The 15,490-nt window shown below is 64.6% G+C and carries 20 protein-coding genes; 7 read left to right on the top strand and 13 right to left on the bottom strand.

All coding sequences use genetic code 11. The features are described 5' to 3' along the window. Window positions 1–64: 64 nt before the first annotated feature. Window positions 65–1,486, bottom strand: coding sequence for a magnesium transporter (mgtE, locus tag ACNJX8_RS18755; RefSeq protein WP_439361642.1), 1,422 nt, complete (start codon window positions 1,484–1,486; stop codon window positions 65–67). Between the two features lie 116 nt (window positions 1,487–1,602). Here mgtE and ACNJX8_RS18750 point away from each other — a divergent pair, with 116 nt between their 5' ends. Then, a complete protein-coding gene (locus ACNJX8_RS18750) occupies window positions 1,603–2,376 on the top strand; it encodes a polysaccharide deacetylase family protein (protein ID WP_249761818.1) in 774 nt (257 codons plus the stop codon). Window positions 2,377–2,558: 182 nt separating this feature from the next. Beyond that, on the top strand, window positions 2,559–3,830 hold the full coding sequence (locus tag ACNJX8_RS18745) for a polysaccharide deacetylase family protein (RefSeq protein WP_128955654.1): 1,272 nt from the start codon (window positions 2,559–2,561) through the stop codon (window positions 3,828–3,830). Between the two features lie 4 nt (window positions 3,831–3,834). Here the strand turns inward: ACNJX8_RS18745 and ACNJX8_RS18740 are convergent, their stop codons facing one another. Further along, complete coding sequence (locus tag ACNJX8_RS18740; protein ID WP_091889588.1) at window positions 3,835–4,209, bottom strand: hypothetical protein; 375 nt, start codon at window positions 4,207–4,209, stop codon at window positions 3,835–3,837. Between the two features lie 287 nt (window positions 4,210–4,496). Between ACNJX8_RS18740 and ACNJX8_RS18735 the strand changes: the two genes are divergently transcribed. Next, window positions 4,497–4,754, top strand: a complete 258-nt coding sequence (locus tag ACNJX8_RS18735; protein WP_164940018.1) for a hypothetical protein — start codon at window positions 4,497–4,499, stop codon at window positions 4,752–4,754. Window positions 4,755–4,775: 21 nt separating this feature from the next. Here ACNJX8_RS18735 and ACNJX8_RS18730 read toward each other — a convergent pair whose 3' ends face one another. The 6 genes from ACNJX8_RS18730 to ACNJX8_RS18705 form a co-directional block, all read right to left on the bottom strand. Beyond that, window positions 4,776–4,964 carry a hypothetical protein gene (locus tag ACNJX8_RS18730; protein ID WP_091889590.1) on the bottom strand — a complete coding sequence of 63 codons (189 nt, stop codon included), beginning with the start codon at window positions 4,962–4,964 and terminating at the stop codon, window positions 4,776–4,778. Between the two features lie 13 nt (window positions 4,965–4,977). Next, window positions 4,978–5,307 carry a four-helix bundle copper-binding protein gene (locus ACNJX8_RS18725; protein WP_439361641.1) on the bottom strand — a complete coding sequence of 110 codons (330 nt, stop codon included), beginning with the start codon at window positions 5,305–5,307 and terminating at the stop codon, window positions 4,978–4,980. An 83-nt stretch (window positions 5,308–5,390) separates the two neighbouring features. Beyond that, a complete protein-coding gene (locus ACNJX8_RS18720; RefSeq protein ID WP_439361640.1) occupies window positions 5,391–6,467 on the bottom strand; it encodes a flavodoxin family protein in 1,077 nt (358 codons plus the stop codon). A 65-nt stretch (window positions 6,468–6,532) separates the two neighbouring features. Next, window positions 6,533–6,724 carry a hypothetical protein gene (locus ACNJX8_RS18715; protein ID WP_370985803.1) on the bottom strand — a complete coding sequence of 64 codons (192 nt, stop codon included), beginning with the start codon at window positions 6,722–6,724 and terminating at the stop codon, window positions 6,533–6,535. Between the two features lie 11 nt (window positions 6,725–6,735). Beyond that, complete coding sequence (locus ACNJX8_RS18710) at window positions 6,736–6,942, bottom strand: hypothetical protein (RefSeq protein ID WP_439361639.1); 207 nt, start codon at window positions 6,940–6,942, stop codon at window positions 6,736–6,738. A gap of 247 nt (window positions 6,943–7,189) precedes the next feature. Beyond that, entirely contained in the window at window positions 7,190–7,390 is a 201-nt protein-coding gene (locus tag ACNJX8_RS18705) for a hypothetical protein (protein ID WP_128933267.1), read from the bottom strand. 236 nt (window positions 7,391–7,626) lie between these two features. Between ACNJX8_RS18705 and ACNJX8_RS18700 the strand changes: the two genes are divergently transcribed. Continuing rightward, window positions 7,627–7,911 carry a hypothetical protein gene (locus ACNJX8_RS18700; protein ID WP_439361638.1) on the top strand — a complete coding sequence of 95 codons (285 nt, stop codon included), beginning with the start codon at window positions 7,627–7,629 and terminating at the stop codon, window positions 7,909–7,911. A 73-nt stretch (window positions 7,912–7,984) separates the two neighbouring features. Here the strand turns inward: ACNJX8_RS18700 and ACNJX8_RS18695 are convergent, their stop codons facing one another. Together ACNJX8_RS18695 and ACNJX8_RS18690 are read right to left on the bottom strand one after the other, a co-directional pair. Further along, on the bottom strand, window positions 7,985–8,731 hold the full coding sequence (locus tag ACNJX8_RS18695) for a Crp/Fnr family transcriptional regulator (protein WP_439361637.1): 747 nt from the start codon (window positions 8,729–8,731) through the stop codon (window positions 7,985–7,987). Then, window positions 8,731–11,901 (bottom strand): CheR family methyltransferase, encoded by a 3,171-nt coding sequence (locus ACNJX8_RS18690; RefSeq protein ID WP_439361636.1) that lies wholly within the window; start codon window positions 11,899–11,901, stop codon window positions 8,731–8,733. Before ACNJX8_RS18690 ends, ACNJX8_RS18695 begins: the two co-directional genes overlap by 1 nt. 186 nt (window positions 11,902–12,087) lie before the next feature. On the opposite strand from ACNJX8_RS18690, the gene ACNJX8_RS18685 reads away from it, so the two are divergent. Next, the gene (locus tag ACNJX8_RS18685; protein WP_128943333.1) at window positions 12,088–12,297 is read left to right on the top strand and encodes a hypothetical protein; all 210 of its coding nucleotides are present in this window, start codon (window positions 12,088–12,090) and stop codon (window positions 12,295–12,297) included. Here the strand turns inward: ACNJX8_RS18685 and ACNJX8_RS18680 are convergent. Both ACNJX8_RS18680 and ACNJX8_RS18675 read right to left on the bottom strand, forming a co-directional pair. Continuing rightward, window positions 12,263–12,529, bottom strand: coding sequence for a hypothetical protein (locus tag ACNJX8_RS18680; RefSeq protein WP_128941283.1), 267 nt, complete (start codon window positions 12,527–12,529; stop codon window positions 12,263–12,265). The genes ACNJX8_RS18685 and ACNJX8_RS18680 overlap by 35 nt on opposite strands. A 10-nt stretch (window positions 12,530–12,539) precedes the next feature. Then, on the bottom strand, window positions 12,540–13,547 hold the full coding sequence (locus tag ACNJX8_RS18675) for a chemotaxis protein CheB (protein ID WP_128941282.1): 1,008 nt from the start codon (window positions 13,545–13,547) through the stop codon (window positions 12,540–12,542). Between the two features lie 87 nt (window positions 13,548–13,634). Here ACNJX8_RS18675 and ACNJX8_RS18670 point away from each other — a divergent pair, with 87 nt between their 5' ends. Both ACNJX8_RS18670 and ACNJX8_RS18665 read left to right on the top strand, forming a co-directional pair. After that, entirely contained in the window at window positions 13,635–14,039 is a 405-nt protein-coding gene (locus tag ACNJX8_RS18670; RefSeq protein ID WP_439361635.1) for a response regulator, read from the top strand. A gap of 54 nt (window positions 14,040–14,093) precedes the next feature. Beyond that, a complete protein-coding gene (locus ACNJX8_RS18665) occupies window positions 14,094–14,378 on the top strand; it encodes a hypothetical protein (protein WP_128955648.1) in 285 nt (94 codons plus the stop codon). 229 nt (window positions 14,379–14,607) lie between these two features. Here ACNJX8_RS18665 and ACNJX8_RS18660 read toward each other — a convergent pair whose 3' ends face one another. Next, window positions 14,608–15,216 carry a cysteine hydrolase family protein gene (locus ACNJX8_RS18660; RefSeq protein WP_439361634.1) on the bottom strand — a complete coding sequence of 203 codons (609 nt, stop codon included), beginning with the start codon at window positions 15,214–15,216 and terminating at the stop codon, window positions 14,608–14,610. Window positions 15,217–15,490: the final 274 nt, after the last annotated feature.

The following is a 15,490-nucleotide window of genomic DNA, read 5'->3' as shown; positions in this document are numbered from 1 at the left end:
CACCGCGGAGGGTTTCTGGATTGCTTCGCTACGCTCGCAATGACGAAGAGAGAGAGGCTGCCTCCTACTTCAACCCGAACCAGAGCGTCGCAATGCCGAGGAAGGAGAAGAAGCCGACGACGTCGGTCACGGTGGTGACGAAGGTGCCGGACGCCACCGCCGGGTCTGCCCTGACACGGTCGAGCGCCATCGGGATCAGGATGCCGCCGAGCGCGCCGGCGACGAGATTGCAGATGATGGCAAGTCCGATGACGATGCCGAGGCCCGGGATCTTGAACCAGGCCACGGCCGCGATCCCCGTGATCACGGCAAAGGCAAGACCGTTGACGAGGCCGACCAGGCTCTCGCGGATCACGACGCGCCAGGCGTTGAAGGAGCCAAGCTCGCGGGTCGCGAGCGCCCGCACCGCGACCGTCATGGTCTGGGTCGCGGCATTGCCGCCCTGGCTCGCCACAATCGGTGCCAGCACGGCGAGCGCGACCATCTTCTCGAGTTGTCCTTCGAACAGGCCGAGCACGGAGGACGCCAGGAACGCGGTGGCGAGGTTGACCAGCAGCCAGTTGAAGCGGCCGCGCGCAATGGTGAGAAATGTGTCGGACAGCTCTTCGTCGCTGGTGACGCCGCCCAGCGCCTTGAGGTCCTCGTCCGCCTCCTCCTCGATGACGTCGACGACGTCGTCGACGGTGATGACGCCAACCAGGCGGTCCTGGGTGTCCAGCACGGGCGCTGCGACGAGATTGTACTTGCCGAACATGCGCGCCACCTCCTCCTGGTCCTCCAGGACGGAGACGCGGCGGCGATCCTCGTCGGTCAGCTCGGTGAGCGGCACCGGACGGCGTGCGCGCAGCAGCACGTCGAGCGGCACCGCGCCCTGCCAGTGCTGGTCCTTGTCGACGACGTAGATCTCGTAGAAGCGATCGGGCAGGTCCGGCGTCTCGCGCATGTAGTCGATCGCCTGGCCCACGGTGAAGTCCTGGGGCACCGCAATGAACTCGGTCTGCATCCGGCGGCCGGCGGAATTTTCCGGATAGAGCAGGCTGCGCTCGAGCGCGACGCGCTCGCGCAGCGGCAGCTTCTCGAGAATTTCCTCCTGATCCTCGGCGTCGAGGGTTTCCAAGAGCTCGACCGCATCGTCGGATTCGAGCTCGCGGACACCTTCTGCGACCGTCTCCGGCGGCAGTTCCTCGAGGATCTCCTCGCGCACGGCCTCGTCGACCTCGTTCAGCGCGGAGAAGTCGAAGTCGCGCCCGGTCAACTCGACCAGGCGGACCCGGTCGTCGGGCTGCAATGCGCCGATCAGGTCGCCGAGGTCGGCCTCGTGCAGCTCGGCGACGATCGGGCGCAGCTGTGCGGAGTCTGCGGCCTCGATCGCATGCGCGATCTCCTCGACGAATTCGTGCCGAATTTCGCCGTCTTCATTGCGCATCGGCACGTGCTCGAGTACCGAATCCGCAGCGGGAGGGGCAACGTCCATTTGTTCATCCATGGCGCGCCTCGCCGTTTGACAGGTTGGATCAGATGGTCTGGGCTGACGGCTCAGGCAATACCCACAAGCGAACTGCGAGCGCAATGACAAAGATGCATCGGCCGGAATGGACCTCGATGGCGCTGGGCGCGGTGCTGGCCGGCCTCGTCGGCGCAACCTCGCCAGAAGCCGCCGAGTGCCCGCGCAAGGACGCGCTCGGCACCGCGCGCGTTCTGAGCGTCGACGCCAAGACCACCCCGCGCGTCGGCTTGAAGAGCTTTCCGCAGACGCTGCCGCTCGCCGATCGCGAGGTCGTACTGACCTTCGATGACGGCCCGCATCCGCCGACCACCTCAAAGGTGCTGGCGGCGCTGGCGCAGGAATGCGTGCGTGCGACCTTCTTCCTGATCGGCCTGCACGCCTCCCAGCATCCAGACATGGTCAAGCGCATCGCCAGCGAGGGCCACACCATCGGCCACCACACCTTCTCGCACCCGTTCATGGCGCGGCTTCCGCTCGACAAGGCGAAGAGCGAGATCGACCGCGGCATCGCGGCCGACGAGATGGCGCTGCACGGGGTGTCGACCACGACGCCATCGACGCCGTTCTTCCGCTTCCCCTATTTCGAGGCAACACCAGGACAGCTCGACCTGCTCCAGGCGCGCGGCATCGTCGTGTTCGGGGCTGACCTCTGGGCCAGCGACTGGAACGAGATGACGCCGGAGCAGGAATTGAAGCTCGTCACCGAGCGCCTTGCCGCCAGCGGCAAGGGCATCATCCTCTTCCACGACCCCAAGGCGCGCACGGCCGCGATCATGCCGGCCTTCCTGCGGTATCTGAGGGAGAACGGCTATCGGGTGGTTCACATCGCGCCGGCCGGCCCCGCGCAGAAGCATGCCGACGCGCATTGATGCCGGAATGTCACGCCGGCGCAAAATGGGGTGATTTAGGCCCTGTTAACACTCTGTTCATGCTAGCCCATGCAAATGATCGGGGGATCTGTCATGGGAAAGGGTTCTTTGCGCCTGAACCGGTTTCCAGACGTCTCCGACCTATTAAGGCGGCCATCGCATATGGGGGCAGACGAAGGTTCATGATCGGAAGTAGCGTTGTTTCGCGGACGCGATCGTGGAGCGCCCTTGGCCTGTTGTTGGGATTGCTGACCACAGCTTCGCCGGCGGCGCTCGCGGCCGACTGTCCCGGCCATCCGGACGCGCTCGGGACCTCCCGCACCCTCGTGGTCGATCCGCGCGAGCATCCGCTGATCGGCACCATGCAATATCGCGAGACGCTGCCGCTGAAGGACCATGAGGTGGTCCTGACCTTCGACGACGGTCCGCTGCCGAAATATTCCAACCAGGTGCTCCAGATCCTCGCCGACGAGTGCATCAAGGCGACCTTCTTCATCATCGGCAACCAGGCCAAGGCCAATCCGGAAGGGGTGCGCAAGCTGGTGGCGGCGGGCCACACCGTCGGCACCCATAGCATGGACCATCCACTGACGTTCGACAGGATGCCGATCGAGAAGGCCGAGGCCGAGATCAACGGCGGCATCGAATGGACCTCGGCAGCGATGACCGATCCGTCCAAGCTCGCGCCATTCTTCCGCATTCCCGGCCTGATGCGCGCCGAAGGCGTCGAGAACCACCTTATCTCGCGCGGCATCCAGGTCTGGAGCGCCGATTTCCCGGCCGACGACTGGCGCCATGTCTCGTCCGACCGGGTCTATCAGCTCGCGATCCAGCGGCTGGAGGCCAAGGGCAAGGGCATCCTGCTGCTGCACGACATCCAGGCCCGCACGGTAGCGGCGCTGCCGAAGATCATCCGCGACCTCAAGGCACGCGGCTATCGCATCGTCCATGTGGTGCCTGCGACCGCCGACCGGCCGGCCACACCGACGACGCCGGTGGAATGGCTGCTGCATCCGCCGACCGAGACGACCCCGATCGCGCGCTGGCCGCGCGTGCCGAATTTCGTGTTCGCGCAGACCGGGACGCTGCCGGCGCCCGCTGTTGCCGATCTCAATGCGCAGACCGAGCATCAGCCGCTGCTGCCGCGCCGGACCATGGCGCAGGCGAATGTCGCGGCCACCCTGCCCGTGCCGGACCGCGACCTGTTTGCGATTCCCGAGGGCTCGGTCGAGGTGCTGCTGTCGACGACCGCCTCACGGCGCGCCGCGACGCGGCTGGCCATGGCAGCCGAGAGGCCTCATCCGGCCAAGGGCAAGGCAGCCAAATCGCCGGGACGGCGGACGGCGCATGCCGCGCATGGCACACCGAAGCGCGCTGCGCAGGCCAACACCACGGCGCCCAAGGCCGCCGCGCCGCGTCCGACCGGGGTCGCCAGCCTGAAGAAGCGCGCTTAAAGTCCTACTGCCGCATGATTGCGGCGACGCAGAGCAGCACGATCAGCGCCAGGAAGAACAGGTCCATATAGGACTTGAGCTCGCCGTCGCGCCGCAGCCGCGCAACGTCGGCGACCACTTGCTTGCGTGCCGAAGTTCCGCCCGAACCATCATTGATCGGGGCCTGAAGCCGCCGCGTCTCGGCCTCCAGCTTTTCGATCTTCTGGAAGAAATAGAACGCGCGCAGCGTCGAGGCTGCGCGCATGGCGGCATAGACCAGCACCAGGATCGCTAGGATCGCCCGGTTCGGGTACTTCTCCATGAAGTTCAGGCTGAAATAGACCACCGCCATGAACGCGAAATTGGTGATGAAGCGGTAGACGAAGCTAAGAAAAACCATGCTGGCTCGAGCCTTGAAGGGGTAGCGCAACCGGATCGTCGCGCCTACGGGATCAGGGGCCAGACCGGAGCAGCCGGCCTGGATGCCGTGCAGGCCCGTCTACGCCAAGTTTGTTTCAACAAAGATATTTCGCCCCGCAACTCGCCGCCTTTTAGCCACACGCGGCCATATTGCAAGCCGGAGCACGCCGTCGCCCCATTCCCGCGCCGCTTGCCCGCAACGGCTCAATGGCGATTTGGCGAAAGTCGCGATAGACTATCGACCGCCGCCACATGTGGGGTCTGCCGATGTCGAAGAAGGGAATCACGGGCCACGACGATTGGGTTCTGACCGAGGCGCTTGCGACCGCGCTGGTCGCGCTGGAACAGCTCGAGCCAAAGCACCGGCCGAACGCGCATATGGACGACATCCGCAAGATGCTCTCGAACGGCAAGGAGCCGGCGGCGGTGAGCCTGCACCTGGCCCAGGCCAAATGCCGCCTGTTTCCCGACCTCGATCCGCTGGAGATCTACCGGGAATACGGTATCGGGGAGGAATACGGCTAAACGGGCCGGTCGACGATCGCGCTAAGGGCCGCCGGCCACCGATCCCGCGATCACCATGACCAGGGCGCCAAGGTCGACCTTGCCGTTGACGGTCAGCTCCTCCGAGCGTTTCACATCGTCCGAGCCTTGAACCTTGAGCGCTTGCGGCCGGTCGGCAGCTTGTCTTTGCAGCTCGCCGATGATGGCTTCCTTGAGTTTCTCTTCCAGCATGGGCTTTGTCCTTTCAGGCCGCCATCGCGCGGCAGGATTGAGCGCACGTGCGGCACATCGCGACGCATTCGTCCATGCCGCCGATCCGCTCGCAGTCCTCGGCGCATTCGGCGCAGATTTCCGCGCATTCGCCGCAGGTGTGCTTGTGATGTGGCGTGTTGATCAGCATGAAATGCGCGGCCGTCCGGCACATCTCCGCGCAGGCCATCATCAGGCGGAAGTGCTTCGGCTCCACGTGCTTGCCGCCGGTCTCGAGGCAGTGGTTCATCGCCGTGCCGAGGCAGATCTGGTAGCAGCTCATGCAGAGCCCGATGCAGCGCGTCATGTCTTCGGACTGAGCCATCCGTTCTCTCCAATCGCGCGCCCCACTCCGCTCGACCAAAGCGGGGCAACGCGCTTCGTTCCAGGTTCCGGTCGCTGCGCTGGTCATTTGGGGTTTGGGTCCGCAAGACGGGCGCCAGGCTCCTCGAGCCGCCCGCTCCGCGCCAGCCGGACCGCGTTGCCGAGCGCGCGCGCTGCATTCTGCACCTGCTGCTGGAATTCGTCGTCTTCGTCGAGCTCGCGATGCGAGGTGGCGTACGGCTCCATGTAGCCGACATAGCCGTCGAGCTCGGCGAAGCGGCCGGCCGAGATCAGCTGCATGTCGGTCAGCCAGTCGGACAAGGCGCGGCGCACGTCCTCGGCGCCAACCGCATCGCCGTGAACGACGATGCCGAAATGACGGCCGGCGAGATGACGCGGATAAGGCCAGCCCTTCAGCTCCATGGCCTTGGCTTCGGCGGCCTTCTTGCCGTGGGTCGAGGTCGGATCGGGATTGCCGCCGTCGGCGCAGACCAAGCGGTCCATCATCGCCTTGAGCCCGGCCGGCACGTGATACCAGTTCACCGGCGCCACGATCAGGATGCCGTGAGCGGCGACCCACAGCGGGTAGATCTCGTTCATCCAATCGCCGGTCTGCCCCAGCGAATAGTTCGGATAGCAGCTGCACGGCCAGTGACAGAGCGGCATCGCGGTCGCAACGCAGGATTTGCAGGGATGGATATTCTTGCCGAACTCCGAGGCGAGCCGTGACAGATCGAGAATGTCGACGGCAAATCCCATTTCGATGAAGACCGGCTCGGCCAGCTTGACCAGGCGCCAGGTCTTGGACATCTCGCCGGGACAGGTGTGCTCGCTGCGGGCCGAGCCGTTGATGATCAGGATCCGCGGCGTCTCGGCGGCATCGTCATGCCGTTGCTGCGCCGCAAGCACGGCGGCGCGCGCCTCCAGCCAATCGACGGCGATGTCGTAATCGGGATCGGCGAAGCCCGCGCCCGCCTTGCGCGTCAGCGGCGCCTTGCGCGAATGGCTGTAAGCGTCCCAGGCAGCGCCGACAACGGCATCGAGTTCGCGTTGCAGCGGAGCAAAGGCGGGATCGACGAACTGGCTCCTGTAACGCCGCTCGAACTCCTCGCGCGACAACCTGACGGGCGGCATCCCCTTGCGAATGTCGGCGTCCGTCATGCTGGCTCCTGGCGAAGTCGGTACCGTCCGACCAACCCGGGGCGCTGCGCGCGGTTCCCATAACTCTACTGGCGCACCACCTCCTGGGGCAGATCGAAGCGCGCGATGCGCTGGTCGAGCCGCCACAGCTCGATGCGATGCAGCAGCACGAGCGCGGCGGCTTCGCGCTTGGCCTGCTCGTCATTGTCGCAGACGAGATTGACGCATCCGAACACACGCCCGTCCGGCTCGATCTGGAACGCGCGATAGTGCTTCATGCTCCCCATCTTCATTGTCCTCGTCGTGGGTAGACGGGTGCGCTCAGCCAGTCGGTCAGGTTCGAGGTCACTTCGTTCTGCTTGGCGAGGCGCAGCAACATGTCGCGCTCGTTGCCGGGCGGCAGGCTACGCGCGCGCTCGCGGGCGCTTTCGGCAAAGGTCGTCAACCGCTGCTGGAGCGATTGGGTCTGTTTCCTGCGGTTACGTTTGGCGGTCATCGTACTTTCACGAGCAATTCGGATGGACGGAAATTGCCGGCTGAGGGCAGCCCAGCCGGGGCAGATTGTAGATTCCGCCGCATCAGCCGGTTCCGGCATTTCAATAAGTTAACAGGACGGAATGATCATTTTTCGGGTTTCTGCCCAAGACATCAGCCCAAGACATCAGCGCATCGGTGCGCGCCGACATCTGACCCGTTCCCGGCGCGTGCAGCCTGATGTGCTGCACGCTCCAATCGCGGCTGCATTAGTCCGGCGGCTGCAAGCCTGGCGACCTCAGCCACTCACTCAGCTGCGATCCCGTTTCGGCCTGACGCGCCTTGCGCAACATCTCGTCGCGCGCAGCGCCGGGCGGAAGCGATTTGGCTTCTTCGCGTAGCCGCTCTGCTTCGGCGGCCAAACGGGCTTCCAGCGATTCCGTTTGCTTGAATCGATGCCGCATCGACATCAGGCGTTCTCCCTGTTTCCGGGCGGAGCGCGTCGTTGCGTTCTCGTCACTCCTCAGTTTCGCAGTCCCTCACTGCGGCGGGAGATTAACGTTCCCGATCGGGAGCGGTTGCGTCGCTGACGTGGAATGTTGACGCGTCTCCAGCCGCTCTCAGCGCAAGCGCGCTGCCAGAGAGACGTGCTGGTTTGGTCAGCACGACTTACATATGCTGCCGGTTCGCTCTGGTGGGAAGAGCTATGAGCCTTTCGCCGAAGAGAGAACGAAGAACATTAACCTGGGTGGTGGTCGAAAGCGGAGGGATCGATCATAATCGAGAAATGACAGACGCCCTGTTCGCACGCGCTCAACTGGCGCTCGAAGAAAACGGCGAAATTCGAAAGCAGCGTCACCTTCTTCGGACGCAGTTCGACGACGCGCGCGAGAAGCTTCGACTGTCGATCTACGAAAGCGCAAGCGTCCGCTCCGAGATCAAGGCACGTCAGGACAATGAGGGGCGATGCTCGCCCCGGCGGACAACGTAGCGAGCCCTCACCTCCCACCTCACCAGCGCCGCTGCCGCCAGCACCCGAAGCAGCACCTGACGCCAATCTTTGGTCATCCACTCCGATAGAGTTGCAGATAGCTCGGCGAGAACAGCGCCGCGTCCTTAAGTGCGTCGAGATCGTTGATGGTGAGCGTCCGCTCGCGCAGCACGATCAGGCCGGACGCACGCAGCTCCTGCACGGTGCGATTGAGATGAACCACGGACAGGCCTGTGGCATCGGCGAGATCCATCTGCGTCACCGGCATGATGCAGGAATTGCCCTCGATCATGCCGACAGGACGAAGCCGCTCGAAGATCTCGCAGAACAGATGCGCGACGCGCTCCAGCGCGACGCGGCGGCCGAGATTGATGGCCCATTCGCGCTGGATCGCGTTGTTGACGAGGCTCTCGCACCAGAATGCTTCCGCAAGCGACCGGTCGCCCGCGATCAGGCTCTCGAAACGCGCGCGCTTGATTTCAGCGTAGACCACTGGCGTCAGCGTCGCGATGGAATGGTCCATGACCGCGAGCAGATACGCATGCGCGTCGCAGCTCTCGCCCGGGAAGATGAAGTTGACGATCTGGCGCCTTCCGTCCTCAAGCGTCTTGTAGCGGCAGAGCCAGCCCGACAGCACGACGCGGACGCTGTCGACGGGATCTCCTTCCGAGATCAGGTCCTCGCCGGAGCCGGCGCGCTGCAACCCTTCGAGCATCGCATAGTCAAGCGCGGCGCGCGCCTCTACCGACAACGGCCTCAACGCGTTCAGCCGGCGAGCGGCCGGCTCCAACAGGCTGCGATCGGCGATCGACAAGGACATCAGTCAGCCAATGACGGCGTGTGGAAAGTGCGCTTGCTGAAGGGAATGATGATCGTGCATTGCAGCCCCCCGGGATTGAACGCCATCGTGGTCTGGCTCTTGAACTCGAAGGCCAGCGTACGCTCGAGAAGCTCGGTGCCAAAACCTTTTCGCGGCGGCGGCGCCGCTTGCGGCCCACCCCGCTCCCGCCATTCGAACACCAGCCGCGTTGGTTCGGTGCTTTCATCGACGCGCCATGAGACCTCGATACGGCCTGTTGGCTGGCTCAGCGCGCCATATTTCAGCGCATTCGTCGCAAGCTCGTGGAGCGCGAGCGCGAAGGTCTCCGCGGCTTTGGGCTGAAAGCGCACCTTCGGGCCAGAAACCCTCATCTGCTCGCCTTCGCGAGCATTGTAGGCGAGCAACTCCTCGACCACGAGATATTCGAGGTCGACGCCGCCCTCGGGATCGCGGGTCACCAGCGCCTGGGTGCGGGCGTAGGCGTTCAGCCGGCCGTCGAGATGGAAGGCATATTCCTCGACGGTCGTGCTGGCTTCCGCCGAGCGGCGGGCGATCGAGCGCACCACGCCAAGCGTGTTGCGCACGCGATGCTGGAGCTCGGCCAACAACAGGCGCTGCCGCTCTTCGGCCCGGGTGATCGCGGTGACGTCGATGAAGGTGATGACCACGCCGGCGATGAAATTGTCGATGCTGCGATAGGGCAGGATGCGGACGATGTAGCGTGTGCCGCTGTCGGGCGCGCTCAGCTCGCGCTCGACGCTCGCCAGCGTTCGCAGCACGCGGCGAATGTCGTCATAGAGCTCCTCGATCGGGATGCGCGCCTTGATGTGGGCGATGGGGCGCCCCGTATCGGTCTCGACCAGATGCAGAACCTGCGTGATCGCCGGCGTGAAGTTCATCACGCGCAAATCGTTGTCGAGGAATACGGTCGCGATCTGCGTGCTCTCGAGGAAATTCTTGAGGTCGCTGGTGGCGCGCGTCAACTCCTGAACGCGATGCGCCAGCTCGCCATTGACGGTGGTCAGTTCCTCGTTGACCGACTGCAATTCCTCGCGCGAGGTTTCGAGCTCCTCGTTCGCGGACTGAAGCTCCTCGTTGAGCGACTGGTATTCCTCGTTCGAGGACTTCAGCTCCTCGTTGGTGCTTTCGAGCTCCTCGATGGTCGCCTGCAGGCGCTCCCGCGTCGCGCGCAGCTCGCTTTCGAGCCTCTCGACATGCTCTGTGCGCACGAGGGCGTTGGGATTGCTCTGGTTGGTCTCGATCGCGCGGATGGGGCCGTCCTTGAACAGAACGACGAAATTACGGTGGCCGCCGGCGCCCTCCTGGATCGGCTCGACGGTGACGTCGACGACGACACGGTGGCCGTTCACGCCGAGCTGCACTTGCTCGGCATGGGCAGGCTCGTTGGTCTCCGCCGCACGGCTCAGCACGGTGCGGAGTTCCAGGCGGAGATCGCGGTGCACGAGCTGGAGCAGGTCGAGCGTGGCGGTGCCCGCCGTCGGCTCGATGTAGCGGCCGGTGCGACCGGAGAAGTGCAGGATCTGGAAATTGTCATCGGTGATGACATAGGCCGGCGCATAGCGCTCCGCGATGCGCTGGGCGCGGCGCTCCAGGCCGACGTCGGGGCCGAAGGAGCGCACCGGCGGGACTTCGACCGGCGCCCTGCCCGCCGCGGTCGTGATCGGAAATTCCGGTGGCAGCCGCGTTCCGGTCTCCAGCTTCTTGAAGATGCGGGCGCGGCGATCGATCGGCGCAAACAGTTTCGGATGCCGCGTCACGTTCTCGGAATTGCCGAGGAAGAGAAAGCGGTCCGGCAGCAGCGCGAAATGAAAGAGCGGGATCACGCGGTTCTGCAATTCGGCATTGAGATAGATGAGAAGGTTCCGGCAGGAGACGAGGTCGAGCTTGGAGAACGGCGCGTCCTTGATGACGTTGTGCTGCGAGAAGATGCACATCTCGCGCAGCTCCTTGACCACGCAATAGGTGTCGCCCTCGCGCACGAACCAGCGCGCCAGGCGCTCGCTGGTCATGTCGGCCTCGATGCTGGTGCGATAACGGCCGACGCGCGCGGCCGCCAGCGCGCGGCCGTCGATGTCGGTGGCGAAGATCTGCACCTGCGGCGCCGAATCCATCCGCGCCATGTATTCGCGCAGGAGAATGCCGATCGAGTAAGCCTCCTCGCCGGTGGCGCAGCCGAGCACCCAGACCCGAACCTGCTGACCCGCGCCCTTGCCCTCGAATATCTTCGGAATGATCTGGGTCTCCAGCACCTCGAATTCGCGCTTGTCGCGGAAGAACTCGGTGACGCCGATCAGGAGGTCGTTGAAGAGGTGCTGCGCCTCATCCTTGTCGTTGCGCAGCAAATCGACATAGGCCGGAATATCGTCGATCTGGACCACCTGCATGCGGCGCTGCACGCGGCGCAGGAAGGTGTTCTGCTTGTAACCGTGGAAATCATTGCCGGTCTTGTTGCGCAGGATGTCGGCGATGCGCGACAGCGAGGTCGCGGCCGCGGCCAGCACCTCGTCGAAGCCCTGCTTCTCATCCAGGCGCCTGAGATGACGGGCGTAGACCTGGATGTGCTCGGGGATCTCCTCCGGCGGCAGTACATAGTCGGCGATCGCGGCAGGCGTGTTGCCGTCGAGCAGGTGCTCAGCCGCGTCCGGGCCCGCGGCTTTCTCGGCGATGGCGAGACCGCCGTGGTCCTTCAGCGTCGCGGCGCCGAGCGTGCCGTCTCCGCCGGTGCCGGCGAGGATGACGCCGATGGATTGCTCGGCGCGTTCTTCGGCCAGCGACACCAGGAAGCTGTCGATTGTGGCGCGCTCGCCGGGCGCCTGCTCGGCTTTGCGGATCGCGAACCGGTCGCCCTGAATCGTGGTGATCATCGCCAGCGGGCACAGATAGATCGTGCCGCCCTCGATCGCATGACCGTCACTGATGTCGGCGACCTTGGCGCCGTTGGATCCCTGCACGATCCGGCGCAGCCGTGGCTCGTCGAACGACTCGTGATGCTGAAGTGCCAGCACGATCGCCTGATCTGCGCCGATGACCAGCTTGCCAAAGAAGCGCTCGATGCTGTCCAGGGCACGGGGTGAGGCGCCGACGCCGATGATCAGCGGGGCCTTGATCTGGCGCTCTCCATCGACTGGCCGGTCGCCGACTTCCTTCATGGCTCTGGTAGCTCTCTTTCGCTGACCGGGACCAATGGGCGCCCGGCCCCTGCAAATAGCAGAAATCGATATTACCCCAACAGATCAAAGGCAAAAATGTCCCGAAGCCCCTTTTCGATTCCTGGCCCGATCGTTGTCAGCCCCGGCCGGAAGGTCCATACTCGGCAGGTAGCGCAGGAACGCGCGATGCAAATCTCCAAGGAACTCGCGACCCTGATCGGGCGCGCCGAGCGCGCCACCGCGACCACACGCCGCCTGCTCGCCGAGAACGACCGCTGGCGCCGCCGCGTGGAGCGACAGCTCGACTACATGTTCGAGCTCAGTGCGGAATTCAGGAGACCGGCAATCAGCCACCCGCCGGCTAACCCGCCTCGACCTGCCGCCGGAGGTAAGTGACGCGCTGCTCGATCAAGACGCGGTGGCGCTCCCATTCGACCAGGGTCTCCTTGAGCAGATCAACCAGCCGTTCTGCCTGCCGCGTGTCGTGGCCTTCCGCCGTCAACTCACGCACGCGATCTTCCTGATCGCGGATGCGCTGCGAGCCCTCCTCGATATCCCGATCGGCCTTCACCAGCAGGCGCTGCTCGGTACGGAGCTGCTCGGTCCATTCGGCAAGGGAGGTGGCCATGGCAGAGCCCTCAAGCCTCCCGCTTATGAACCGGAGGATCGAGCGACTTTAGCACGACGCGCCGGATCATGTCGGCATATTCGCGGTATTCGGCCGCCCTGGCTTCGTACATCTCGGCGACCGCAGGCCGGCCGCTGCGCCGGCCGTCGGCGGCCATGCGGTGCACCAGTTCCGCCCGTTCCTCGATGATACGGAGCGCAACCCGCAAGGCTTCATCGACCCGCCCTTCCTGCTCCTTGGCGAGAACATCCGCGGTGAAGGCGTGACCAACCTGGCAGCGGAAACGCATTGGGCGACCTTCCTTGACCTCGGAAAGCACCCCCCCGCAGGCCGGGCATGTGAGGGCGACGGGATCGGCAACCGACACGAGATTGTCGCTGCCGATCCGCTCACCGGCCGCAATCTCGACCTCGAGCCTGATCTCGGGCGGGATCGGCAGCGGGACTCCGGCCTGCTCCTTGACCAATTCGGAGAGAACGTCGCCCATGGTTGCGCCGGGAACGCAGAGATCGATGGTGGTCGCCTCCATGGCGCGCCGCGGCATTTCATCGGAAATGGCGTCCATGGGGTCCTGCACCACCGTCATCCCGCCGCAGCGCTTGATGGCGTTGAGGCCGGCGGCGCCGTCCGACAAGAGGCCGCTCAGGAGCACGCCGATCACGCGCGGGCCGTGATAGAGGGCGGCGGAGCGGAACAGGGCATCGATCGCCGGCCGCACCAGGTTCTCGCGCGGCCCCCGCCCAAGGAAAATGTGATCCCCGGACAGCAGCAGGTGGTGGTCGGGCGCGGCGAGATAAATCTGGCCGGGCTCGATCTTCATGCCGTTTTTGGCCTGTCGCACCGGAAGCGGGCCGGCATTGCTGGCGACCGTGGATAGGATCCCGATGCCCTGCGCAGGAATGTGCAGGACGACAAAGATCGCGGCCGGCAAGTCTGCCGGCAGGCGGCCCAGAATCTGCTTCAAGGGCTGGGTGGCTCCGGCCGAGCCCCCGATGACAATGATGTCGCGGTTGCTCATGGAACTCGCCTCCGATTGCGTCGTTTGGACCAAGGCGGCCCTTGGCCTTATGTTCCAATCGCATCGATGGGCTCCCGGGAGGGGATCATGTCAGCTTCGCCCGCGTCGTCTCTTGCAGATACGCCGCTGACGGGGCGCCGCATCCTGGTGGTCGAGGACGAATATTTCCTCGCCGACGACATCGGCAATGCCCTGCGCAAGCTCGGCGCAGAGATTGCCGGTCCCGTCGGTCACATCGAGGATGCAGTCGCGATGCTGCACAATGGCGGCGTTCTGGATGCCGCGGTGCTCGACGTAAACATCCGGACCCAGATGATCTTTCCGATCGCCAGGGAGCTCAGGGCGCGCGATGTGCCCTTCGTGTTCACGACGGGGTACGAGAAGATCAGCATCGAGCCGGAATTCCAGGACGTGCCGCTCTGGGAGAAGCCGATCGATATCGTGGCCATGGCACGGAATCTGGCTAGGCTCGTTGGCGACCGGCGAGCATGACACCAGCGCGGCGCGTCTTCCTAACCACTTCTTCGCAACAGAGAGTGACGTTCAATGATCTACGCACCCGATCCCGCCGTCGACAGGCAACTCCTGAGCCATTCGCAGGAGCTGGTGCGCGAGGCCATGGCGCTGCTGCGCAGCAGCGATCATCTCGTGAGCGCTCAGCGCCTGCGCGAGGAGCTGGAGCAAGAGCGCCGCAACCCGCCCCACCGGGACAGGCAGCATCCGGACAAGACCGCTGCCTCGGAAGATCGCAGCCGACAACGATCAGAACAAATGCGCGAAGGCGATCCAGACGGTCACCGCCAGGCACAGGATAACTGCGGCGTAAGGTAGCGCGACGCGCAAGACAGGACCCTTCCCGGCCGTTAGTCCATCATCATCCAGATGATCGCTCCCATCATCACCAGGAAACCCGTAATCGCGGTCGCGACAAAGGCTTGTTCAATGCGATCCATCGTCATCGCAGCCCCCTTTCCAGCCGGCATAGTCTGGCCGCTCCGGATGACCCGTGCATTAGGCTATGTGAATCGGCCGACGCGCTGCGTCGGAATGTCCAGCGAATCTACTCCCGCCAGAATTCCGCCAGCTCCTCCGCGGTGACGAGGTCGACCTGGCCGTGAAAGCGAGTGCGGTACATCGTCATGAGCGCATCGTGCCCGACGTCGGACGAGCTGCACAGCGCGTCCTCGACGATGACGACCCTGAAGCCGAGATCGACGGCGCTCAGGACCGTCGACAGCACGCAAACATCCGTCTCGGCCCCGGTGATCACCAACGTGCCGACGTTCTTTCCGATCAACAGGCTTGCAAGACCGGGATTGCTGAATGCGGAATAGGCCGGCTTGTCGATGACGGCCGCCGGCGGAACGAACCCGGCCAAGGCCGGCACCAGTTCGAGACCGGATGGCGGAAGATGTCTTCGGGTCGCCTGGTGCCAGCGCTGGAAATAGCTCTGCCACTGGCCCGGACGGTCTTCCGGATCCTGCGGCGTGATGAAGCGTGTGAAGATCGTTCTGGCCGGATAGCGCGCCGCAATCGAGGCGATCGTCGGCAGGACGCGGTCCATCCACGGCGTCGCCCAGAGCCCGCCAGGAGCGAAAATGTTCTGCATGTCGATGCAGAGATGAACGCCATCCCTGATCTCGGCAGTCTCCGACGTACTGTCCCTCATCGTCCTCCACCGTCAGGCGCTCGGCCACACGCCGCCAGTCGGGCATTTCCGCGGCGAGTTCAGCGACGGCAATGCGAACGCAAAGGCTTTGGTTCCGCGACTATGCCGCCGTCGACCTTTGTAGGTGATATCGCCGAATAGGCGACGCCTGGCGTCGTCACGAAAGACGACACGACATTTTGCGAGTTAGTGAATCGGTTCAGAGGTGGCGTGACCTCCTCATCCTTCTTTCCTGTAATCGCTTTCCTTCAGCTTCTCGCCGACGCCCTTCATT

The sequence above is a fragment of the Bradyrhizobium sp. SPXBL-04 genome, from assembly GCF_051853035.1.
GTDB classification, from domain to species: domain Bacteria; phylum Pseudomonadota; class Alphaproteobacteria; order Rhizobiales; family Xanthobacteraceae; genus Bradyrhizobium; species Bradyrhizobium zhanjiangense.
The sequence above is the reverse complement of the archived record's forward strand: the minus strand, read 5'-3'. Positions and strand labels throughout refer to the sequence as shown.